Annotated in this window: 18 protein-coding genes, 1 tRNA gene and 1 pseudogene; 8 read left to right on the top strand and 12 right to left on the bottom strand. The window is 73.0% G+C overall.

The annotated features are described in order from the left end of the window. The first annotated feature begins 102 nt into the window (after window positions 1-102). The 4 genes from QCN29_RS17325 to QCN29_RS17340 all read left to right on the top strand — a co-directional run bounded on the left by QCN29_RS17325 (window position 103) and on the right by QCN29_RS17340 (window position 5,114). Complete coding sequence (locus QCN29_RS17325) at window positions 103-1,137, top strand: maleate cis-trans isomerase family protein (protein WP_450169535.1); 1,035 nt, start codon at window positions 103-105, stop codon at window positions 1,135-1,137. Continuing rightward, window positions 1,134-1,871: a maleate cis-trans isomerase family protein gene (locus QCN29_RS17330; RefSeq protein WP_279929058.1), complete on the top strand. Its 738-nt coding sequence runs from the start codon at window positions 1,134-1,136 to the stop codon at window positions 1,869-1,871. The genes QCN29_RS17325 and QCN29_RS17330 overlap by 4 nt, the downstream gene beginning before the upstream one ends. A gap of 121 nt (window positions 1,872-1,992) precedes the next feature. Continuing rightward, the gene (locus QCN29_RS17335) at window positions 1,993-3,120 is read left to right on the top strand and encodes an LLM class flavin-dependent oxidoreductase (RefSeq protein ID WP_279929060.1); all 1,128 of its coding nucleotides are present in this window, start codon (window positions 1,993-1,995) and stop codon (window positions 3,118-3,120) included. Window positions 3,121-3,380: 260 nt separating this feature from the next. After that, complete coding sequence (locus QCN29_RS17340) at window positions 3,381-5,114, top strand: glycosyl hydrolase family 18 protein (RefSeq protein WP_279929062.1); 1,734 nt, start codon at window positions 3,381-3,383, stop codon at window positions 5,112-5,114. Window positions 5,115-5,181: 67 nt separating this feature from the next. Here QCN29_RS17340 and QCN29_RS17345 read toward each other — a convergent pair whose 3' ends face one another. The 3 genes from QCN29_RS17345 to QCN29_RS17355 form a co-directional block, all read right to left on the bottom strand. Continuing rightward, on the bottom strand, window positions 5,182-5,382 hold the full coding sequence (locus tag QCN29_RS17345) for a hypothetical protein (RefSeq protein ID WP_279929064.1): 201 nt from the start codon (window positions 5,380-5,382) through the stop codon (window positions 5,182-5,184). A gap of 6 nt (window positions 5,383-5,388) precedes the next feature. Continuing rightward, entirely contained in the window at window positions 5,389-5,781 is a 393-nt protein-coding gene (locus QCN29_RS17350) for a carboxymuconolactone decarboxylase family protein (protein WP_279929065.1), read from the bottom strand. A 104-nt stretch (window positions 5,782-5,885) separates the two neighbouring features. Continuing rightward, a complete protein-coding gene (locus QCN29_RS17355) occupies window positions 5,886-7,619 on the bottom strand; it encodes a putative bifunctional diguanylate cyclase/phosphodiesterase (protein WP_398859344.1) in 1,734 nt (577 codons plus the stop codon). Window positions 7,620-8,403: 784 nt separating this feature from the next. Between QCN29_RS17355 and QCN29_RS17360 the strand changes: the two genes are divergently transcribed. After that, window positions 8,404-9,690 (top strand): M6 family metalloprotease domain-containing protein, encoded by a 1,287-nt coding sequence (locus QCN29_RS17360; RefSeq protein WP_398859334.1) that lies wholly within the window; start codon window positions 8,404-8,406, stop codon window positions 9,688-9,690. A gap of 69 nt (window positions 9,691-9,759) precedes the next feature. On the opposite strand, the gene QCN29_RS17365 is transcribed toward QCN29_RS17360, so the two are convergent. The 7 genes and pseudogenes from QCN29_RS17365 to QCN29_RS17395 form a co-directional block, all read right to left on the bottom strand. Next, window positions 9,760-9,833 (bottom strand) — tRNA-Lys (locus QCN29_RS17365). Between the two features lie 18 nt (window positions 9,834-9,851). Further along, the gene (locus QCN29_RS17370; RefSeq protein ID WP_279929069.1) at window positions 9,852-10,448 is read right to left on the bottom strand and encodes a bifunctional DNA primase/polymerase; all 597 of its coding nucleotides are present in this window, start codon (window positions 10,446-10,448) and stop codon (window positions 9,852-9,854) included. Between the two features lie 215 nt (window positions 10,449-10,663). Continuing rightward, window positions 10,664-11,002 carry a hypothetical protein gene (locus QCN29_RS17375; protein ID WP_240135575.1) on the bottom strand — a complete coding sequence of 113 codons (339 nt, stop codon included), beginning with the start codon at window positions 11,000-11,002 and terminating at the stop codon, window positions 10,664-10,666. Window positions 11,003-11,510: 508 nt separating this feature from the next. Further along, window positions 11,511-12,842: an AAA domain-containing protein gene (locus QCN29_RS17380; RefSeq protein ID WP_279929071.1), complete on the bottom strand. Its 1,332-nt coding sequence runs from the start codon at window positions 12,840-12,842 to the stop codon at window positions 11,511-11,513. A gap of 562 nt (window positions 12,843-13,404) precedes the next feature. After that, entirely contained in the window at window positions 13,405-15,078 is a 1,674-nt protein-coding gene (locus QCN29_RS17385; RefSeq protein ID WP_279929072.1) for a hypothetical protein, read from the bottom strand. A gap of 382 nt (window positions 15,079-15,460) precedes the next feature. Further along, window positions 15,461-16,568, bottom strand: a pseudogene (locus QCN29_RS17390) (hypothetical protein); the annotation flags it as partial. Next, window positions 16,513-17,487 (bottom strand): phosphatase PAP2 family protein, encoded by a 975-nt coding sequence (locus tag QCN29_RS17395; RefSeq protein WP_279929073.1) that lies wholly within the window; start codon window positions 17,485-17,487, stop codon window positions 16,513-16,515. The gene QCN29_RS17395 and the pseudogene QCN29_RS17390, both read right to left, overlap by 56 nt. A 206-nt stretch (window positions 17,488-17,693) precedes the next feature. Between QCN29_RS17395 and QCN29_RS17400 the strand changes: the two genes are divergently transcribed. Further along, window positions 17,694-18,287 carry a histidine phosphatase family protein gene (locus tag QCN29_RS17400; protein WP_240135571.1) on the top strand — a complete coding sequence of 198 codons (594 nt, stop codon included), beginning with the start codon at window positions 17,694-17,696 and terminating at the stop codon, window positions 18,285-18,287. A gap of 194 nt (window positions 18,288-18,481) precedes the next feature. Here QCN29_RS17400 and QCN29_RS17405 read toward each other — a convergent pair whose 3' ends face one another. Beyond that, a complete protein-coding gene (locus QCN29_RS17405; RefSeq protein ID WP_279929075.1) occupies window positions 18,482-19,813 on the bottom strand; it encodes a tetratricopeptide repeat protein in 1,332 nt (443 codons plus the stop codon). A 254-nt stretch (window positions 19,814-20,067) separates the two neighbouring features. On the opposite strand from QCN29_RS17405, the gene QCN29_RS17410 reads away from it, so the two are divergent. Then, window positions 20,068-20,472, top strand: a complete 405-nt coding sequence (locus tag QCN29_RS17410; RefSeq protein WP_279929076.1) for a hypothetical protein — start codon at window positions 20,068-20,070, stop codon at window positions 20,470-20,472. Window positions 20,473-20,665: 193 nt separating this feature from the next. Further along, window positions 20,666-21,526 (top strand): spermidine synthase, encoded by an 861-nt coding sequence (locus QCN29_RS17415; RefSeq protein ID WP_279929078.1) that lies wholly within the window; start codon window positions 20,666-20,668, stop codon window positions 21,524-21,526. A gap of 43 nt (window positions 21,527-21,569) precedes the next feature. On the opposite strand, the gene QCN29_RS37115 is transcribed toward QCN29_RS17415, so the two are convergent. Then, on the bottom strand, window positions 21,570-22,148 hold the full coding sequence (locus tag QCN29_RS37115; protein WP_279929079.1) for a hypothetical protein: 579 nt from the start codon (window positions 22,146-22,148) through the stop codon (window positions 21,570-21,572). Between the last annotated feature and the right edge of the window lie 67 nt (window positions 22,149-22,215).

Below are 22,215 nucleotides of genomic sequence, written 5' to 3' on the forward strand. Positions count from 1 at the left end.
AAGCCGTTTCGTAACGTCGTACATGTACGGATTGACCCACGCTTGCACCCGAACCTAACGTCGTCAACAACACGTCAAAGGGGGCCTGCGATGGACGTCTCCCTGGAAGTCTCCTTTCTCGGCGGACCACAGCCGCAGCGCGGCGTCGGCGTGGTCGCCCCGTTCGATTTCGCGCTGGACCGGGAGCTATGGCGCTGGGTCCCCGACGACGTCTCGCTGCGCCTGACCCGCACCCCCTATGTGCCCGTGGAGGTGTCCCTCGACCTGGCCCGTCTCGTGAGCGAGCACGAGACCTTGTGCGAGGCCGTCCGGGCGCTCGGCGAAACGGAGCCGGAAGTGGTGGCCTACGCCTGTACCTCGGGCAGCTTCGTCGGCGGCCTCGCGGGGGAGCGCGCGATGTGCGAGGCGATGAACTCCGCGGGGGAAGTGCCTTCGGTGACCACCTCCGGCGCCTTGCTCGAAGCCCTCGACGAGCTGGGCGCCCGCCGAATAGCCCTGGTCACCCCCTATACGGAGTCGGTGACCCGGTCCCTGGAGGAGTATCTGGGCGAGGCCGGGGTAACGGTCACGGGCCGCGCCTTTCTCGGGCTGACCCGGCACATCTGGAAGGTTCCGTACCGCTCGGTGGTGGACATGGCGCGACAGGCGGTGGTGGGCGCGGCCGACGCGCTCTTCATCAGCTGTACGAATCTGCCGACGTACGACGCCATCCCGCAGCTGGAGGCCGAGCTTCGCATGCCGGTGCTCTCCGCCAACCAGGTGACGATGTGGGCCGCGCTGCGCCGGGTGGGAGTGCACGCCGTCGGCCCGTACCAGCAGCTGCTGATCCAGCCGGAGCCCCGGCCGCCGCAGAGCCCCCTGGAGGCGCGGCTGGAGGAGGGGCTGGAGGGCCGTCTGGAGGCGCGGCTGGAGGAGGGGCTGGAGGCCCGCTTCGAGGTCGGCCTGGACGAACTGGGGAGCCCCGAGGCGCCACCCCTGCCTCCCCTGCCTCCCGTGCCTCCCGTGCCGCCGGGGCCGCCCATCGCCCCGGCCGCCTCGACGGCGGCCGCGGCCGGCCCCGCCGACCCGCAGGCCGACCCCTCGCAGCTGCCGCCGTTTCCGCCGACTCCGACCGATGAACAGGAAGGCTGGGCATGACGATCGTCGGGCTTCTCTATCCCGGGCACTCCGCCGAGGACGACTACCCCCGCATCGAGGTGATGCTCGACAGCGACATCAGACTGGCCGTCGTCCACACCGACATCGGCGAGGACGCCCACCGGGTCGACGCGCTGCTGGAGATGGGTTCGGCCGATCGGCTGGCCGCACGGGTGGAGGAGCTGCGTCTGCAGGGCGCCGAGTCGGCGGTGTGGGCGTGCACCAGCGGCAGCTTCGTCTACGGGTGGGAGGGCGCCCACGACCAGATCCGCTCGCTCGCCCGGGCGGCGGGCCTGCCGGCCTCCAGCACGTCCTTCGCCTTCGCCCACGCCGTGCGGGAGCTGGGCGTACGGCGCGTGGCCGTCGCCGCCACCTATCCGCAGGACGTGACGGATCTGTTCACCGACTTCCTCAAGGCCTCCGGCGCCGAGGTGGTCGGCAACCGCGCGAGCGGCATCGTCACCGCCGAGGAGGTCGGCGCCTGGGAACGTGAGCAGGTCCTTCGGCTGGCCCGCGCGGGAGACCATCCGGACGCCGAGGCGGTGCTGATGCCGGACACCGCGCTGCACACCGCCGCGTATCTGGACGAGCTGGAGGAGGCCCTGGGCAAACCGGTGCTGACGGCCAACCAGGTGACCGTGTGGGAGGGTCTGAGGCTGGCCGACCGGAAGGCCTGGGGGGACGGCCTGGGCGCGCTGTTCGCCCGCCCGGAGCGCCTGGAGCGCGGGGACTGACCGGGGCGCGGGGGCCGGCCAGGGGCCGGCGGGGTACGGGAATAACCGGAGGTTGCCTCCTGTTTGCTGCTCTGACATCTGTCAGCTCAGACCCGCAGCACAAGCGCAGGAGGCACCACCGGTGGACGCCGCAGAGGCCGCAGAGGCCGCAGAGACGCCGACGGGCGTACGGGGCACGGCGCACGGCGTCGCCCCCGTCCCCCTGTCCGTACTGGATCTGGTGACGGTCGGCAGCGGGAGCACCGCGTCCGCGGCCCTGGCGACCAGTGTGCGGATAGCCCGGCTCGCCGAACGGCGCGGCTACTGCCGCCACTGGGTCGCCGAGCACCACTCCATGCCGGGCGTGGCCTCCTCCTCGCCGGCCGTGATCCTCGCCCACCTCGCCGCCCACACCGACCGCATCCGCCTCGGCTCGGGCGGGGTGATGCTCCCCAACCACGCTCCGCTGGTCATCGCCGAGCAGTTCGGCACCCTGGAAGCGCTGGCCCCCGGCCGGATCGACCTGGGGCTCGGGCGCGCCCCCGGCACGGACGGCGGGGCCGCGGCCGCACTGCGCCGCACCGACCGGCTCGCGGAGGGGGCGGACGAGTTCCCGCAGCAGCTGTCCGAGCTGACCCGCTTCCTCGACGACGGCTTCCCCGACGGGCACCCGTATTCCCGTGTCCACGCGGTCCCCGGTCCCGTGCAGGGTCCCTCCGCGCGCCCCCCGGTCTGGCTGCTCGGCTCCTCGGGTTTCAGCGCCCGGCTGGCCGCCGCGCTGGGACTGCCCTTCGCCTTCGCCCACCACTTCTCGGCGCGGAACACGGTCCCGGCGCTCGATCTGTACCGGGAGGCGTTCCGGCCCTCGGCTGTGCTGGACGCCCCGTATGCGCTGATCGGCGTCTCCGCGCTGGCCGCGGAGGATGCGCGGCAGGCCCGCCGCCAGGCGCTGACGGGCGCGCTGTCGATGCTCCGGCTGCGCTCCGGGCGGCCGGGGCTCATTCCCACGCCGGAGGAGGCGGAGGCGTATCCGTTCACCCCGCAGGAGCGGGAGTTCGCCGACGGCTGGCTGGCGAACGTGGTGCACGGCACCCCCGACGCCGTCCGGGCGGGCCTGGACGATCTGCAGAAGCGCACCGGCGCGGATGAGCTGATGATCACCGCCAACGTCCACGGGGGTGAGGAGCGGGTGCGCAGCTATGAGCTGATCGCGGACGCGTACGGGCTGCCGGGCGCCGACGGGCTGCCGGAGGCGGCGCCCGGAAGGTAAAACCTGGGTTTCCCCGCGGGATTGGTCCAAGCGGCGCCCGTCCGCGTCCCCCTGCACTTAATAGATCCTTAAACCGCTCGTCACCCCGGTGGCGAGCGGTTTGGTTCGCTGTGCCCACGTCTCTGACAAGCGCGTTTCCTTCCAGATTGGTCTAGTCCTCAATCTGGTTCAGACCATTGACGCGCGGTTGGCCGGATCGCTATCACTGCTCCAACTCCCATGTGAGACCACCCGTTCCGCGCAACCCCCGGAGGCAGCACGTGCGTGCCCGCAAACGCTCCCGCAGACCCCTGCTCGCGGCCCTGACGACCGCGGCGCTCGCCGCGGGCGCCGTGGCCGGATTCGCCGCCACGGGCACCGCCGGCGCGGCGGACGCAGACTCCGCCGCGTCCGCCGCGGCTTCCGGCGGCGTCAAGATCGCCTACTACGACCAGTGGAGCGTGTACGGCAACGCCTTCTACCCGCAGCATCTGGACACCCGGGGCATCGCGGAGAAGCTGGACGTCATCAACTACTCGTTCGGCAATATCCACCCCACCGACCTCACCTGCTTCATGGCCAACAAGGCGGCGGGGGACGACAACAACCCCAACGCGGGCGACGGCGCGGGCGACTCCTACGCCGACTACCAGAAGTCCTTCTCCGCGGCCGACAGCGTCGACGGCGTGGCCGACAAGTGGGACCAGCCGATCGCCGGAGTCTTCAACCAGTTCAAGAAGCTGAAGGCGAAGCACCCGCATCTGAAGATCAATATCTCGCTGGGCGGCTGGACCTACTCCAAGTACTTCCATGACGCGGCGAAGACCGACGCGGGCCGCAAGAAGCTGGTCTCGTCCTGCATCAGGCAGTACCTGGACGGCGATCTGCCGGTCGAGGGAGGATTCGGCGGGCCCGGGACCGCCGCCGGGATCTTCGACGGCATCGACATCGACTGGGAGTACCCGGGATCGAGCGGCGGCCACCTCGGCAACCACTACGGCCCCGAGGACAAGCAGAACTTCACCCTCCTGCTGGCCGAGTTCCGCGAGCAGCTCGATGCGTACGGCGCGGCTCACGGCGGTAAGAAGTACCTGCTCACCGCAGCGCTCCCGGCCGGCCAGGACAAGATCAAGCACATTGAGACCGACAAGATCGGCGCGTATCTCGACTACGCGAACATCATGACGTACGACATGCACGGCGCGTGGGACGCGGACGGACCGACCTACCACCAGTCCCCGCTGTACTCCCCGGCGTCCGACCCGACGGACCCGATCGCGCCGGGAGACCAGAAGTACTCGATCGACAACGCCATCGACTCCTGGATCGACGGCAACGCGGCCTACGGCATCGCGGGAGGCTTCCCCGCGGACAAGCTGACGCTGGGGTACGAGTTCTACTACCGCGGCTGGAAGGGCGTGCCCGCCGGGGCCGACAACGGCCTCGCACAGTCCGCCGCCGGCGCCTCCGCCGCCCGGCCGGTCTCCCAGCAGGCGGGCATCGCGCACTACAAGGAGCTGGGCGGCATCGTCGACGACCCGGCGACGACGTTCTGGGACGACGAGGCGAAGGCCGCGTACTTCTACAAGGACGGCGAGTTCTTCACCGGGCTCGACAAGCGGGCCGTGCAGGCCCGTGCCGACTACGCCCGAAGCCGCGGTCTCGCGGGAGCGATGATGTACTCGCTGCTCGGCCTGGACGCGAACACCACGCTGCTCAACGAGATCGTCGCGGCGGTCGGCGACTCCCCGGACCCGGACCCGACTCCCACCCCGACCCCGACTCCCACCTCAACCTCGACTCCCACCTCAACCTCGACTCCGACGCCGACTCCGACCCCGACGGCCCCGCCGTCCGGCTGCACGTCCGGGGCGTGGAGTGCCGCCGCCGTCTACACGGCGGACACCAGGGTCTCCCACAACGGCCACACATGGCGCGCCAAGTGGTGGACACAGGGCGAGGAGCCCGGGACCACCGGTGAATGGGGCGTCTGGGAGGACCTCGGCGTCTGCTGACCCGCTGTCTGCTGCCCCCGCAGGCCGCCGCCCCCCGACCGGAGGAACGGTCGGGGGGCGGTGTGCGTCAGCCGGGCGCGCCGTCGCGCAGACGCGCCATCTGGGTGTCGTAGTCGTCGAGAATGCCCCGGAGCTGCCGCAGCGCCTCGGGCGGGATGTCCTCCGGCGCGGTCTCGGCCACATACCGCGCCGCGGCGACCAGGGCGGCGAACTCGTACGCGTGCGACGTGACGTTCAGCACCCCGGGGCGAGCCCAGTCGAGGACCATCGCGGATCAGGCCTTCGAGCTGAGGTAGTCCTTGATCTGGTCGAGCTCCTGGGCGAACCCGTCGTAGTCCACGCGCATGCCGTTGAGGTAGGCGCTCCAGCCGAGGCTGTTCTTGGCGTAGTGGACGGCTTCCTGTATCTCCTCGTCCGTGGCGCCGAACAGCTTCGCGGCCTCGGTGTGGAACAGCGTGCAGTAGCGGCACTTGGTCTCGGAGTGCAGGGCGATCCCGATCAGTTCCTTGTACTTGTTCGGAATGAGCGTCTCGCCGAGCTCCAGGGTCTTGAAGATCTCCCATTCGGCCTCGAGCAGGCTGTCGGGTATCTCGGCGAAGAAGGCGGGAACGAGCCCCAGGGTCTCTTTGATCTCCGACTCGATCTCTCCTCGGTTCCGGCCGGCCATGGTGATCACTTCCTCTCCAGCCGAGCCGTGCAGATGTCCCCCCTTTTCATCACGATAGATCCATATCGGACAGGGGCACACCCCTGAGAGGAGCCGGGGGATCATCAGACCGGGAGCGGGCTCGCGCCGATCATGTGGTCGATGCGCTCCGGGGCGACGGCTCTGGAGTACAGCCAGCCCTGCCCGGTGTCGCAGCCGATGCGCCGCAGCCGCTCCGCCTGCCCCGCCGTCTCGACGCACTCCGCGGTGACCGTCAGCCCCAGCCGGTGCGCGAGGTCCACCATCGCCTCGACGATGGTCTCGTCGGCCGGGTTCGGGTGCGTCTCGTCCTGGAAGCCGCGGACGAAGGACCCGTCGAGCTTCAGCGCGGACACCGGCAGCCGGCTCAGATACGCCAGGTTCGAGTACCCGGTTCCGAAGTCGTCGATGGCGATCCGCACACCCATGTCGCTGAGCGCCTGGAGCGCCTGGAGGGGACGGCCCGCCGAGCCCATCACCGCGGACTCGGTCAGCTCGAGCTGGAGCAGATGAGGCGCGAGCCCGGTCTCCGCCAGGATTCCGGCCACATCCGCGACCAGGTCGGAGTCCCAGACCTGGCGCACCGCGACATTGACGCTGACGAACAGCGGCGGCGCCTTCGGATGGTCCTCCTGCCACCGCCTGGCCTGCCGGCAGGCGGTCCGCAGCACCCACTGCCCGAGCTGGACGATCGACCCGTCCTCTTCGGCGATTCCGATGAACCGATTCGGCGTCAGCGTGCCGAACTGCGGGTGCCGCCAGCGGACCAGCGCCTCCACCCCGTGCGCGACCCCGTCCGCGAGGCCCACCAACGGCTGGTACTCCAGCTGGAACTCGCCCCGCTCCACCGCTGGACGCAGCGTCGAGGCGAGCGCCTGACGGGTCATCCGGTGAGCGTTCCGCTCAGGGTCGAAGAAGGTCCAGCGGGCCTTTCCGTCCGCCTTGGCCCAGTACAGGGTGGTGTCCGCGGCCTGCATCAGCCCGGTGGCGGACGTGCCCGCCACCGGGCGCTCCACGACTCCGATCGAGGCGGAGAGCGACAGCCGCTGGCCGGCGAGGTCGAACGGCTGCTGCAGTGCGGTGAGCACGGTCCTGGCGAGGTCGGCGAGTTGTTCCGTCCCCGTCGAGTCCTCGACGAGGATCGCGAACTCGTCGCCCCCGAGCCGGGCCGCGAGATGTCCGCCGCCTGCGCCGCCTCTGCCGCGCCCGTCGCCCCGGGGGGCCGCTCCCTCGCCCCCGCGGCCCTGGCCGCCCGCCGCCCTCGCCACGCACTCCGACAGCCGCGCGGCGACCGCGGCGAGCAGCCGGTCGCCGACCCGGTGGCCGAGGGTGTCGTTCACCGCCTTGAAGCCGTCGAGATCCAGGTAGCACAGCCCGATCCGGCCCGTGGAACCCTCGTCGTACGCCGATGACTCCAGCGCCGCGGTGAGCCGCTCGAAGAACAGGGTGCGGTTGGGCAGCCTGGTCACCTGGTCGTGCATCTGGAGGTGGCGCAGCCGCGCGCGCAGCTCGCGCCGGTCGCTGATGTCGGCGACGGACAGCAGGACCGTACGGCCGTCGCCGGCCATGGGGGTCACGGTGATCTCTGCCCACAGGGGGCGGCCGTCGGGGTACTTGAGGCGGCGGGTGCAGCGGAACCGGGAGCGGCGGCCGCGCAGGACCTCGCGGTAGGCGTGCCAAGTGCGCCCGTCCGAGGCGACGTCGACCAGTTCGGCCGCGCAGCGGCCTTCGACGCCCGACGGCTCGGCGTCGAACAGCAGAGCGAGCGCGTCGTTGGCCGAGACCACCAGGCCCTCGTGGTCGACGACGGCCATCGCCATATGGGCGGCGTTGAAGGCGGCCCGGTAGTCGGATGCCGCAGAGCGGGTGGCGCGGCGGCCCGCGGCCCGGCTCTGAGGGCCGCCGCCTGTGTGCCGGCACTCCGGGCCGCTGCCGTCTGTGTGCCGGTCGTCCGTGTCACGGCCGTCCGGGGCCCGGTGGTCGATGACCCGGCCGTCCGGGGCCCGGTGGTCGATGACCCGGCTGTCCATGGCCCGGCTGTCCATGGCCCGGCTGTCCATGGCCCGGCTGTCCATGGCCCGGCTGTCCATGGCCGGATACTGGGCGGCGCGGCAGTCCACCGCCAGACAGCCGGCGGCCCGTGTCCGCCGCTCCTCGCCACTCTCTGTCACTGAAATCAGCGTGCCGACGGGCGCTGCGACTCCCGCCGGCCCTGGTCCTTCGGAGAATCCGCTCACCGCTCACTCCCGCAGTGCAGTTGAGTCGTACAGGCCGTTCACATGTGGTCGGGAAAGGCTGGCCAGGTCGAACTGGGGGAAAGTGTGCCGAGCATAGAGGCTTGTCCGGCAGCCCTTCCAGCCTCTCACCCCTGGGGCGGACTGCCCCCGAACAAGGGCCGATCGTTTCTGCGCGGGTGAGAACAGGGGCTACCCCCGTACTGACTGAATGTGACGTTCAGGGAGTCATCGGAGTGTCGCCGGATGTTCCTCCCTGACGCTCGTTGACCCACGGTCTCGGCTCGGTGTCGACAGGGCGTCGGCTCGGTCACCCGGGCGGTGCAGTGGAACAGGGCAAACACCCGCGATTCCGCACAGGCTGGGAGAGGTGTCGCTCGTTCCGCAGCCGGAGGTCCACGTGGAGGGTCAGCATGCACCCGCGGGAACACCCGAGGGAGTGGAACTCACGCGACTGCGCAGCGCAGCGGCCGCCTTCACTTCGCTTATCGCCCTGGCCGCCACATCCCTCGTGGCCGGCCCCGCGGCGGCCGAGAGCTCCTCGGAGCCCTGCGCGCTGCGCCGTACCGGCGCCCACCACTCGCTCGGCCTGGACTCCTGGAACTCCGCCTATCCGAGACCGGCCGCGGCGCTGGACGCGGTCATGGTCTTCCTGGCGTTCCCCGACTCCACCCCCCGGTACCGGCCGAGCGAGCTGGCGGCCGACCACTTCCCGGCCACCACGGAGTTCTTCCACCAGGCCTCGTACGGGGGGTTCACCCTGCGCGCGCACCCACAGCCGCGGTGGGTGACGATGCCCGAACCCTCCACCGCGTACGCGATAAGGCGGGACTGGGGCCCCGAGGGACGCAGCGCCTATCTGCGCGACGCGCTCGCCGTGACCGATCCGGAGGTCGACTACTCCCGCTACGACATCGTGTATCTCGTGGCCGACCCGGACGCTCCGGGCGTCGACTCCGACGCCACGAAGGTCGTCAACTTGGAGCGGCCGCTGCGTGCGGACGGCGTCGACATCAGAAGGGTGGTCACGGTCTTCGAACGCCATCCGCCGGACCGCCATGTGCTGGCCCATGAGACCGGTCATGTCTTCGACCTCCCCGACCTCTACCACCGGCCGACGGACGGCAAGGGCGACTGGGACACCCATGTGGGGGACTGGGATGTGATGGGCAGCCAGTTCGGCATGGCGCCCGACCTGTTCGGCTGGCACAAGTGGAAGCTGGGCTGGCTGGACCGCACGGCCGTGCACTGTGTCACGGGGACCTCGCTGATCACACTGGAGACGATCGCGGCCGCGCCCGCGCCCGGCGGCAGCCTCGGCACCCGGCTCGCGGTCGTGCGGACCGGCCCTGACACGGTCCTGGCGGTCGAGGCCCGCGGCGCGGCCGGCAATGACGAGGAGACCTGTACCGAGGGCGTGCTGCTGTACCGCGTACGGGCGGCGGCGGCCTCGGGTCGCGGCCCCGTCCAGGTGATCGACACCCACCCGGAGACCGAGGCCTGCTGGGACGAGTCCGTCTACCCGCCGCTCGCGGACGCGCCTCTGGGCGTCGGCGAGACCTTCACAACGCCGGGCGCGCCGGGGAAGCGGACCCGGGTGGAGGTCGCGGAGCGGACGCGTACGGGCGCGTGGACGGTGCGGATCAGCACGGTCTGACCGTGCCGACGGCGCGGTGTACGCAAGAAGGCCCCTCGCGCGATGCGATAGGGGCCTTCTTGTCGTCTGTGCGCCGCCAGGGACTCGAACCCCGGACCCGCTGATTAAGAGTCAGCTGCTCTAACCAACTGAGCTAGCGGCGCCTGCTGACGTCGTAGACCTTAGCATCCTGATCGGCGGGAGGNGTCGTAGACCTTAGCATCCTGATCGGCGGGAGGAAAAATCGATACCCGGACCTCTGCGGCGCCGGCCGCCCGCGCCGCCCGCACGGCGGCCCAGACGAGCACCTCGGGCCCCGGCAGCCATGGGTTGCGGGTGTCCGGGGCCACCAGCCACCGCGGCCCGGCGGGGTCCGACGGGGTCAGCGGCGGAACGGTCACGGCATCCCCCGCGCCATGGCAGATCAGCGGCGGCACGCTGTCGCCCCATGCCTCCCAGCGCAGCAGGGACGGCAGTCGCTGGGCGGCCCCGGGCGCGGCGAAGAGCAGCATCCGGCCCCGGTGCACGGCTGCGGGACCCGATCCCGGGCCCTCCTCCCAGAGCCGGTCGAGCATCCGTCGCCCGAAGACCGCCGGCACGTTCACGACGTCGAAGACCGTGCCGCAGGGCAGCGCGGCGGGCGCGGTCGGCTGCGTCCGCCATGCCCAGAGCGCACCGCTCGGGCACGCCTCGGCGGAGGCCAGCCACTCCGCCCCGGGGGCGGTGACCTGGCCGACGTGGAGGGGTGTGTCCGGGAGCCGGGCAGACGAGGTAGTCATGGCTCCAAGATCTACCGAGAGTGAGATGCCGGTTTCCGAGAGTTGGGAAAACGCGGACACGGGAGTGCGGGAGGGGGTACCTTGCCCCGCGGCATATGCGGGGCTGCGGTGCCAGTGGCGTAGTGCCGCACGCGTGTGCGGCCGTTAGGCCCTGCGAGGGTTGTCCGGCGGATCTACGGCCCTATGCTCACGGCACCGTGTTCACGGCGCAGTGTTCACGGGGTCGCGTCCCGGAGCAGATCGCGCCCGAACTCGATCATCTTCCGGGCGTAGTCCTCGGTCCACTCCGCACGGGCGGCGATGTCCGCGGCGGTCAGCCGGTCGAACCGCCGGGGGTCGGCGAGCTGCGCGGCGGCGACGGCCTGGAACTCCATGGCCCGGTCCGTCGCGGCCCGGAACGCCAGCGTGAGCTCCGTGGCCCGCGCCAGCAGCTCGCGTGGATCCTCCATCGACTCCAGATCGAAGAAGTGCTCGGGGTCGGCGGCGGCCTCCGCAGGCTCGAAGATCAACGGCGCCGGCCGCAGCCTGCGCTCGCCCCGCTCGGATTCCGCCATGCGCACTCTCCTCCTCAACCCACTCCACCGAAGATCGCCCCCGCTGCCCTCTCATTGTCCCGCCCACCGCAAGTACGCGTCGCCCGACCCCTGCCGGGTGAGCTCGGAACACGGGTGACCAAAGGGGGCCGGGTACCTCGTGAGCGTGCGGCCCGTGCGGCGCGGGCGGGGTCCCCTGCCGCCTGCCGCCTGCCGCCGTGGACGGCGGAGCGCGGTGGCTCCTTCCCCCGGCCTGCGCGGCGATTCCCCGGCCTGTGCGGAGACCGGCCGGATGCGGTTCCGCGGCGGCTCCGGGCGGGAGCACGAAGCCGCCGCTGCCCCTTGCGGGGGAGGGCTGGGGACGGAGGCCCTCGTTTCGGGAAGGGGAAGGATCGATCGGGGACCAGGGTGGGGGATCAGGCCCCTGGCCCCCGGGTCGCCTCCGGCGGCAGCCCGGCAGGGGCGCGCAGGTGCGGGCGCGGGGGCGGGGGCGGTTTGGTACGCCGCGCCGGTCAGGCCGGCGCGCACATCACGGTCGCCACGGCACCCTGTGGTTGGACAGGTGATCGTGTGTGGTCATCATCGCCTCCCATCCGTCGGGGAACTTCACCGTCACCCCCAACTGCACCGGCTCCGTCGACGGATGCTCGTCCAGCAGGTCCGTCACCCCTGCCCGGCACACCACCACGCACGCGTGCCGGTGCCGGGAAGCCAGCACGCACAGCCGGCCCGTCTCCAGGTGGAAAGCCGTCGCGTCGGGACGCCCAGACAGCGGATGCAGCACGACCGTGACGTCGAACTCCCTCCCCTGAAGGCGGTTCGCCGTGTCCACGGTGACCCCGCTCACGCCCGCCTCCGCCAGCGCCGCCCGTACCGCCGCCGCCTGGTCGCGGTGGGCCGTGCCGACCGCGACCCGGTCCGCGGTCACCGGCGTCGGCTCCGGGGAGCGCTCGCTGGTCGCCGCCGCCCCGCGGTCCAGCAGCCGGCGGACGACCAGGGCCACTGCCCGTACCGCCTCGGGGTCCGTACGCGGCGTGTGCCGGGCGGGCAGCTCCAGCAGGCCCCACCCCGACTCGGCCGCCTCGTCCAGCACCCGGTCCGCAGCCGAGCCGTCCGAGGCGGCCCCGAAGGCCAGCCGTCGGTCCTCGGGGCCCGTCCCGCTGCGGAACGGCGTGTACGGGTAGAACGCGTCGGACACCAGCGGCGCGGCCGACGCCGGCAGCCGCCACGACACCGGCAGCCGGTGCTGCGGCAGGTCCGGATTGTGTGCGAGCAGGGTGGAGACCGCACTGGCGGACGGGTCGTACGACAGCCCCGCCCACTGCTCCGCGCCGACGATCGAGAACGGGTCGAGCTGCCCCGGGTCGCCCACGAACAGCGCACGCTCGAACAGCCCCGCGACGGCGAGCAGCGCGTCGGAGCGCATCTGGTACGCCTCGTCGACGATGGCGTGCCGCCAGGGCTCCACGTTCTGCACATGCGCCCACTTCGCGGCGGTGGAGATCACCACGTCGAGCCCCGAGAGGTCTGCTGCCTTCGCGGAGGTGCGGACGTTGTCGAGGCCGTCCAGCGCCTTGTCGTACGGGTCGGGATCGCTGCTGTGCAGCCGGCCCACCGGCAGCCGCGGGTCCTTCTCGGCGAGCCGCAGGACAAGGTCGTCGACCTGTGCGTTTGTCTGCGCGATGACCATCAGCGGCCGACCGGCCGCGGCCAGCTCGCGTGCGGCGCGCACCACGAGCGTGGACTTGCCGGCCCCGGGCGGCGAGTCGACGACGACGCCGCGGTGCGGGCTGTGCAGGGTGTCGGCGAGGATCGCCTCGGTGGCGCGTGCAGCGGCCGCGCCGGGATCGAACACGTTCACCTGCTGCCTCCTTCGCAGACCGCACACCGGCCGGCCCTCGCGGACACGCGGGCGCTCGCTGGGACCCCGGCCGCGAGGACGTCGCCTGCGGCGAACCCGCCTGCGGCGCATGCGACACGGCGTCGGCCGGGCACATGGCGCGGGGCGGGAACACCGTCCTGCTCCCGCTCCGGCGCCTGGAAACCGCCCGGCGTGCGGATATCGCTCCGCGTGTGGGCGCGGTCCGGCGTGCGGTCGCCGCTCCGCGTGCGGATGCGGCCCTCCGCGCGGGCGTGGTCCCGGGTGCGGTCGCAGCCCGGCGTGCGGGCGCGGCCCTCCGCGCGGGCGCGGTCCCGGGTGCGGTCGCAGCCCGGCGTGCGGACGCGGCCTGGCGTGCGGATATCGCTCCGCGTGCGGGCGCGGTCCGGCGTGCGGTCACCGCCTGGCGTGCGGATATCGCACCGCGTGTGGGCGCGGCCCTCCGCGCGGGTGTGGTCCCGGGTGTGGTCGCGGCACCGCGTGCGGGCGCTCCCCGGCGCCCGGCGCCGGGGAGCATCCGCCACGCGCACCGCCCCCGTCCGCCTCACAGCACGTCCTCCACCGTCACCACGTCCGGCAGCTCCGGCTCCGTCGTCGGCGGGCCGCCGTGGGTCCATGGGGTCTCCTCCGGGTCGGGCAGCTTCGGGCCGCCCCTCTGCTCATGTTCGAAGAGCGTCCAGACGATCCGGTCGCCCTTGTCCGGGACGGAGCCCTCGGCGGGCTCCTTGGAGCGGCCCATACGGTCGGTGAGCCGCAGCACCAGTGAGCCGTCCGCCTCCCGGCCGACGAACTCCGCCGTCTGCGACTTGCCGTCGGCCAGCACGCGGAACACCTTCGTCCCCCTGCCCGCGCTGTTTCCGCCCACGCTGCTTCCGTCTCCGGCTCCGTCGTCGGCGGCGTCACCGTCTCCGCCGGGGCCACCGTCTCCGCCCAGATGCGGCCGGTCGTTGGTGCGGACCGTGACCAGCGGCCGGGGGCTCGGCCGCTTCGACTCCGACCAGGCCATCACCACATCCGTCACCTCGGACGCGAACGCCTCCCCGGCCAGCCTGCGCCCGGCCATCACCAGCGGATCGTCCAGAGCCTCCTGGGCGTCCAGCTGCGCCTGGGCGGTCTCGCGGGTGGCCAGTTTCTGCGCCGCCGTCACCGCGTCGTCCCGCCGCGGCTGCGGCGGCTCGCCCGCCCGGACCCGGTCGCGGTGCCCCGTGAACGACCACCGGTCACGCGTCCACCGCCCGTCCGCCCGCGGCCCCTCCGGAAGCTCCCGCAGCAGCTCGATGCACCGCCACACCGCCCGCCACGTGGGCCGCAGCTGACTTGCCAGGAGCTCGCGGATCTCCCGCTCCGCGCGGGTCAGCTCACCCAGCCGCATATCCGCCGCAGCGCCGTCCTCCGCGGTCGCGAGGGCCATGCGCGCCCGGTCGTACCGCTCCATCGCAGGGGCCAGGAGCCGGTTGTCGAAGGCCGGATCGGTGGCGGGGCCCGCAGGGGGACACAGCAGCTGCCCCCCGGAGTCCCGCGCCAGCTCCGCGCGCAGCGCGGCCTCCGCGCCCGACTCCGCCTCCGGGGGGTCGACCCAGGCGAGCAGCGCCCCCAGATGCTGGTCCTCCAGGTTCGACTGGCCGGTAGCCCAGTGTCGGTTCAGCAGGTCCGTCGCGGCGAGCAGCAGCGAGGAGCCCGGCACCCGTGCCCGCTCTCCGTAGTGCGTCAGCCAGCGGCCGAGCAACGGCACCCGGGGCGGCGCGGGATAGGGGGCGTCCGGGTCCTGCTCGGCGGTGCGGCGGAAGCGCATGGAGCGGCCCAGCAGCCGCACGTACTCCACGCCCGCGCGGCTCGGGACGATCAGCTGCGGCGCGTCCGCGCACAGCTCGGTCTGGACCGTGACCCGCTTGCCGGTCTCGGGGTCGGTCTCCTTGCGCTCGGCCGGTTCCACATCGTCGGCGTACGACTCCAGATGCGGCAGCACCGCGTCCGCCAGCTGCGCCAGGAACGCGGACCGCAGATCCCGGTCCCGCGGCTGCGGCACCGCCAGCAGCCGTGGCTCCTCCGGGTCGGAGCCCACAAGCGCCCCCAGCGGCGCGCCCGCCTCGCCCGCGGTGGTCAGCGGTACGAGCACGAGGGGCCGCTCCGACAGATGCCGGTGCCGCACGGTGGCGAGCGGCTGCGCCCGCCCCGCCTCGACGGCCTCAAGCCTGGCGAGTGCGGAGATCAAAGACATCAGCCGTGCACCTCCCCGCCGACGCCGCGAGCGCCGGGGGCGCCGCCTTCACGTCCTGATGTCTCCCGCCCTCCTGCCTCACGTCCCTCTGCCCGCCCCGTGGTTCTGCCACGGCCGCTGACGGCCGTGCCCTCCGCGGGGCGTCCGGCGACGGCGCGGCCCGCAGGCTGGCGCAGTGCGCAGGGCGCCGCGGTCTCGGGGCGTGCCGCACCCTCGGCATCGGCCGTGTGGCGGTCCCCGCGGGCGGTCCCCGACGCCGTCCCGCCCACCGCGGTCGGCACATCCCGGATACCGCCGTGCGGGACCGCCGCCATCCCGGTGTCCCGCTCCGGGACTGCGCGTGCGTGCGGCAGCGCGGGTCCCGGTCCCCCGGGACGGCGGTCCGCCGCGGACAGCGCCTCCGCCCGCAGGGCCGCCGCGCGGCGCAGCGCCGCCACCGCCGGATCGTCCGGGTCGCCCGACGCGCCCCTGGCCGCGGACAGCACCGCCCCCACGGTCGCGAGCCCGCCCAGCTCGCCCCGTACCCCGCGCCCCAGCGCCGCCACCGCACCCTCCGCGCGGGCCCGGTCCCGGCAGTGGAAGGCCAGTTCGCAGGCGGCCAGGCACTCGGGGGCGTACACCGCGGACACCGATTCGACGGCCGTGGTCAGCTTGCTCGCCGACTGCTCCAGATCAAAGCTCACGTCTTCCGGCAGCGCGGCGGCGATGTCCTCGATCCGGGTCATCCGGGCCAGCTGGCGTCGGGTGACCGCGAGCTGCTTGCGTACGTCCACGACCGACGCCGTCGGCACGTTGGAGAAGTCCTTGGGGCACACCAGCAGCACCGACGTCTCCACCCGGGCGCCGCCCGTCATGGCCGCGATCCGCTCCAGGGCCAGGGTGTACACCGCTGCCTGCCGGGCGGCGGCGCCGACCTTCGACGGGTCGGCGGCCGCGTCGACCATCGGAAAGGACTTGATCTCGACGACCGTCCAGCGGCCGTCGGGCCGGACCACCACCGCGTCCGGCTCCAGATAGGCGGGCGATCCGGCCACATCGAGGGCCAGCATCGGATGGTCCAGCAGCGTCCAGGCGTCACCCTCCGCCGCGGCCTGCGTCGCCTCCCGCAGCGCGAGCGAGGTGCGGGCGGCGCGCCCCTGGGGGCCGGCGGCCGCCAGATCGGGGGTGCGGACCTCCCCGGGGGCGTCCACGCCCAGCAGCCGGAGCAGCTCAGCTCCGCCGTCCGCCTTGACCTTCGCCTCGAAGGCATTGCCCCGGACGAACGCGAACTGCGACTGCCCGAAGGCGGCGGGCGACCCCAGCGCGGCCGCGAGCGCCGCCTTGTCCACCCCCGCGCCGTCGAGCAGCGCGCGTCGGCGGCAGCCGGGGTTTGCGGCGAGGGCGGCCAGCGCGCGGGCGTCGAGCGGATGCGGCTGCGCGCCGGGCCCGCGCAGCTCAGCGAGTCGCTGCCGGAGCGCTGTCGTCGGCCCCGCCGCCGGCGTCGGCGGCAGCGCTGACGGAGCCTGCGCCGACGGCGGTTTTGGGGTCCGCTGTGCATTCCGCTTCTGCGGAGGCTGCGGAGGAGGTCCGCTGTCCAGGGATTCGCTCACCCGCCGAAGTCTTGCATCCGTCACTGACAGCGCGGGAGTTCGCCTCCCGGGGCAGGACCGCGCTCACCCGGTCGAGGAGCCGCATCGCCGGCCGCGTCAGCAGCGCGCCGACGCCCATGACGGCGGCCCCGGCGACCGCGTCGAGGAAGTAGTGGTTGGCGGTGCCCATCACCACGACGGCGGTGAGCAGGGGGTAGCCGACGGCGAACGCCTTGGTGGGAGCGGTGCGGCCGTGCCGCCAGAGCACTGCTCCGCACCACAGCGCCCAGCCCACGTGCAGGCTGGGCATCGCCGCGTACTGGTTGGTCATGCCGCCCAGGCCGCGCGGGGCGCTGGCCTCGCCGCCCCACCAGCCGTACGAGCTGAACTGAGCCATTGTGTCGACGAAGCCGTGTGCGGCGTCCAGCAGCCGCGGCGGGCAGGTCGGCACCAGTGTGAAGCCGACGAGGCCGAGGAGCGTGGAGATCATCAGCCAGGCGCGGGCGGCGCGGTAGCGGGCCGGGCGGCGGCGGAAGAGCCAGATGAGGACGGCGGGCGTGACCAGGTAGTGCAGGGAGGCGTATACGAAGTCCGCCGGTATGCCGAGGGCGGGGGTGGAGCTGAAGAGACGGTTCAGCGGATGTTCCAGATCGAGTGCGAGCGCCTTCTCGGCCCGGAGTATCGCCAGGCCGTGGTCGACCGCCGTCGTCACGTCGCCGCGGGCCAGCAGCCGGCCGCCGGAGTACGCGGCATAGACCACGGCGATCAGCAGGAGCTCGGGCTGCCAGCGGGGCCGCCGGCCTGCGGTCGCGGTATCCGGCACGGTCGCGGTATCCGGCATCCGAGTGTCTCTCTCCATGGTCTGTTAAGGCAACTAACCAGCGGTGTTCAACCGTACGATGTGCCAGCGTGTGTGCGATCGGGGCGGCCAACCTAGGAGGGGACGCCGGAATCCCCCCGGAGGTTGCCTCCCGTTCAGGTGAGCGATGATGGAAAGCCATCGGACGGTGAACTCCTCCGGACGCGAACTTTCAGGGAGAAGCCCTCATGGCACCGCGCATCCTGCTCGCCCGGCACGGCCAGACCGAGTGGTCGCAGCTCGGCAGACATACGGGCAGGACCGACATCCCGCTGCTCGACGAGGGGGTGCGCGGCGCCAAACTGCTCGGCGAGCGGCTCCACCGCGCCCCCTGGCTCGGTCTGCCGGACGTCGAGGTGCGCACGAGCCCCCTGGTCCGCGCCAGTGAGACCTGCGCGCTCGCGGGCTTCGCGGACCGGGCGCGCCCGTGGGACGCGCTGATGGAGTACGACTACGGGGCGTACGAAGGGCTGACCACCGAGCAGATCCACGCTCAGCGCCCCGGCTGGCTGCTGTGGCGGGACGGCGTCCCGGACGGCGAGACCCTGGCGCAGGTCGCAGCACGGGCGGACGCGGTGGTGGAGTGGGCGTGCTCGGCCGAGCGCGACGCGCTCGTCTTCGCCCACGGCCACATCCTGCGGGCCGTCGCCGCCCGCTGGCTGGGGGAGGACGTCTCCTTCGGCGCCCGGGTCAAGCTCGCCCCGACCAGCCTGTCGGTCCTCGACTGGGCCTACGGAAAGCCGGCGCTCGGCCGCTGGAACGACACGGGGCACCTGGAGTAGGGAGCGAGCGTCCCGGAGGTGCGGTGCGCCGCAGTGATGCCGTGCGCCGCAGCGATGCCGCCCGCCGCAGTGACGTCGTGCGCTGCAATGATGCCGTGCGTCGCAGTGACGTCGTGCGCCGCAGCGATGCCGCGAGCTCAGGGGGCGAGGCTGCGCGTCTCAGAGCGCCGCGCGTCTGAGAGCCGCCGCACGCCTCAGATGCGCAGCGCGGTGGCGTGGCGGTCGAGGAAGGACGCCACGTCCCGGGCGGTGCGCTGTGGACCGAGGAGCCGCGCCGTGCCCGAGAGCATCGACTGAATGCGCGCGGACTGTACTTCGCCCACCAGGTCCAGCACCTGGTGTCCGGCGGCGGCCGCCTCGTCGGGCGTGCCGGAGCGGGCCAGGTCGATGGCGAGCTCCGCCCGGTACAGCGCCAGGTTCCGCGCGAAGCGGCGGTTCTGCAGACCCGCGGCACGCGCGGCGTGCCGTGCCGCCCGCGGCCACTCGCCGAGCGCCGCCCAGCACTGGGCCTGCAGCGCCTCCAGCTCCGGCTCGCCGAAGAACGACATCCACTCCGGATCCGCCTCCGACGCGCCCCGCTGGAAGTAGGCGTGCGCCCGGGCGAGGGCCCCCTCGCAGCCCGCACGGTCCCCGAGCCCGGCCCAGCCGCCCGCCTCGCGCAGCGACAGCAGCGACAGCAGCCGCGCCGAACCGAGGCGTGCGGCCGCTCGCTGGCCCGCCTGCGCCGCGCGCACCGCTTCCCGGTGACGCCCGGTGTCGCGCGCCAGGAAGGACGTGTTGCAGAAGGCGTGCGCCTCCAGCGCCGCGTCGCCCGCCACGCGGGCCGTCGCCAGCGCCTCCGCGTAGTGCGAGCGGGCGTCCTCGAAGCGGCCCGAGTCATGCGCCAGCCAGCCGACGGAGATGGCGAGTTCGCCCGCGCCCACGTGCAGCCGGTCCACGGTCGAGCGGCGGCTCCCCGCACCGGCGTCGAGCAGCGCGTACGCGGCGCGCAGCGGCTGGGCCGCCTGCTCGTACAGCCGCTGCGCGCCGTGCCGGTCGTCGAGCAGCCGGATGCGCCGCACCGCCTCCTCGACGGCCTTCACCTCCGCCTCGCCCACCTGCCGGGGCGGGGGCGCGGCCCCGGGCCCGAGCGCGAACCCGAGAGACGCGGCCGCCACGGTGGCGGAGCCGCCCGTCATGAATGCGCGACGCAGCACGTCGCTCTCCTCGTTTATGTCGATGTCGCCGTCGAGTGCCGTCGGGTGTGCCGAGCGGGCCGGGCATGCCGCGGCCGCCCGGCCGCGTACTCTCTCCCGGGCTGTGAACCCCAGGTCCTCCAGGGTCAGGCCGGGAAACATATGCAGGAACACTCGCTCGTACGCGTAGTTGGGGCAGCGGATCTCGCCGGACTCGACGCGTCCGACGTAACGCGCGTCGCACGAGACCTGCTCGCCGATCTCCCGGGCGGCCTTGCGCACCGCCGCCGCGAACTCGCCCGCCGAGCGATTGCCGCGCAGCCGACGGAAAGCGAGATTGGGAACCGCCATGGCCGAGCCCTCTCTTGCGTAGAGCCGTGTTCCGGCGGAGCAAGAACGTACCTGCTGTGTCGACGCCCCCACTTAGCGTTTAGCTATATAAGGGGCATATCGCCCGCGATCTGCCATGAACTGCCATCCTTTGCGGCGGTGTGCTGCCGTAGCCCTTGACGGACCCGTGCGTTGAACCATGTGGAGTTCCCGTACGCGTCCGAGGCGCGGGCTCCGCTCGAGCAGAGGAGGCGATCCCCTTGTTGGAGGTCGGCATGGAGAGCCTGCAGAGCACGCAGACCGCCGCGCGGCACGGGAACCATCCGGACGGCAGCGTGCTGCCGGACCTGGTGACCGTCCCCGCCCGGCAGGGCCTGGAGGCGGTGGACATCCTCCGCCGCGGGGCGGCGCCCTCGGTGGGGCCGGTGCTTCACGACGACGCGAGCGACACCCTCGGCTTCCTTGTGCCGCCGGGCACGGCGGACGGCTGGGACATGCCCGGCAGCGCCTGCACCCAGACCTCGGGCCGGGGCCTGCGGCTTGTGGCGAGCCCCCGTGCGGAAGGCGCGGACTGGCTGCTTCCCCCGGACGACGCGGGCCCGGTCACGGACCCGGCGGTGCTGCGCCAGGCACTGGGAGAGGCGGCCCGTCTGATTGAGGCCGCCGACAACTGCCGCTAGCGCCCCTCCCGGCGGGCTTTACCCTGTCGCGCCGCCCTGCACGCTCCCCCACAGCCGCAGGCGCATGGTCGGCCACCCGCCCGACGGGGTGCTGGAAAGGGGCGCGTGGGTGGGAGAAGCACCCGCCCGGGCCGCAACGGCCCGCGCCTTCGCGGGAGCGGCCCCCGGGGGAGCCGAGGCCGATAATGGAGCCGTGGCAAAACGCACGCGCCGACCCTCCCCGCCCCCCGCCCACCGCGCCCCCGTCGACACCGGCCTCGCGGAGCTCGTACCCGACCGCGACCGCCCCGACGCGTGGGCCCTGCACATCGACGGCGCGCCGCAGTCGCATGTCGACCTCGACGACCCGACGCACCTCTCCTTCGAGTACCAGCGGCGGCTCGGCCATGTCACCGATCTCGCGGCCCCGCCCGGGCGGCCGCTGCACGTCGTGCATCTGGGCGGCGGGGCGTGCACCCTCGCGCGCTATGTCGCGGCCACCCGGCCCCGCTCCACCCAGCAGGTGATCGAGATCGACGCGGCGCTCGTCCAGCTGGTCCGCGCCCAGCTGCCGCTGGACCCCAGGGCGCGCATTCGCATCCGGACCGCCGACGCCCGCGCGGGTCTGGGGAAGGTCCCGGACGCCTGGGCGGATCTGGTGATCGTCGATGTGTTCAGCGGGGCCCGCACCCCCGCGCATCTGACGAGCGTCGAGTTCCTCACCGAGCTCCGCAGGGCGCTCAGGCCCGGCGGCTGGTACACGGCCAATCTCACCGACGGCCCCCCGCTGGCCCACCTCCGCGCCCAGGTCGCCACCGCCGCCGCGGCCTTTCCTGAGCTCGCCCTCGTCGCCGACCCGGCCGTGCTGCGCGGGCGGCGATTCGGCAACGCCGTGCTGCTCGCGGCGGACGTGCCGCTGCCCGTCGCCGAGCTGACCCGTCGTGTTGCGACCGACCCGCACCCGGGACGCGTCGAACACGGCCGCGCCCTCGTCGACTTCACGGGCGGCGCGGCCCCGGTGACCGACGCGGGCGCCAAAGACTCCCCCGTACCGCCGCCCGCGGTGTTCCAGTAGCCCGTTCCCGCCCGTCGGCGCTCGTCACGCCCGTCAGCGCCCGTCAGCGCTCGTCGATCTGCACCCGAGGCGCGGTGTCGTGCCAGGTGCAGAACACCGACACCTCGCGCCCGCCTTCGGTGAAGGTCACCCGGATCCACGTCGGCTGCTTCCAGACCTGCATCTGCCAGCCGGCCGCCGGCGTCGCCGACACCAGTTCGGCGGAGGTCTCCCCGAGATCGAAGACGACACGGCCGCCGTCGACCGTGTAGCCCTTGACGTCCCCGGAACTTCCGGAGCGGGCGGAAGAGGACGCTGGGGGAGTGGTGGAGGGCGTCGACTTCTCCGGCTTCGACGAGGCCGACGACGTCGCCGAGGCGGACGGGTTCGGCGAAGAGGCCGACGGGCCTGGGGACTTCGGCGGACGGCTCGTCGACGAGGCCACTGGCGTGGGAGAGTTCCCCGCCGCCGGGGAGCCGGCCGCGTCAGCCGAGCCGTCGGCGGGCAGCGCCACCGCGCGTGGCGGGTCGTACGCCGTCCCCGCCATCACCGTATGAACGCCCCACCATGACAACGCCGTCGCCGCCCCCGTGGACAGCGACCACGCCAGGGCATGGACAAGACCTCTCCGCATCCGGGCCATACTGCACCACGCGCCTCACCTGCACCACCGCCACCGCCGTCGTCCCAGAGAGGACCCCTGTCCCCCG

Source organism: Streptomyces chengmaiensis (assembly GCF_029846775.1).
In the GTDB taxonomy this organism is placed as follows: domain Bacteria; phylum Actinomycetota; class Actinomycetes; order Streptomycetales; family Streptomycetaceae; genus Streptomyces; species Streptomyces chengmaiensis.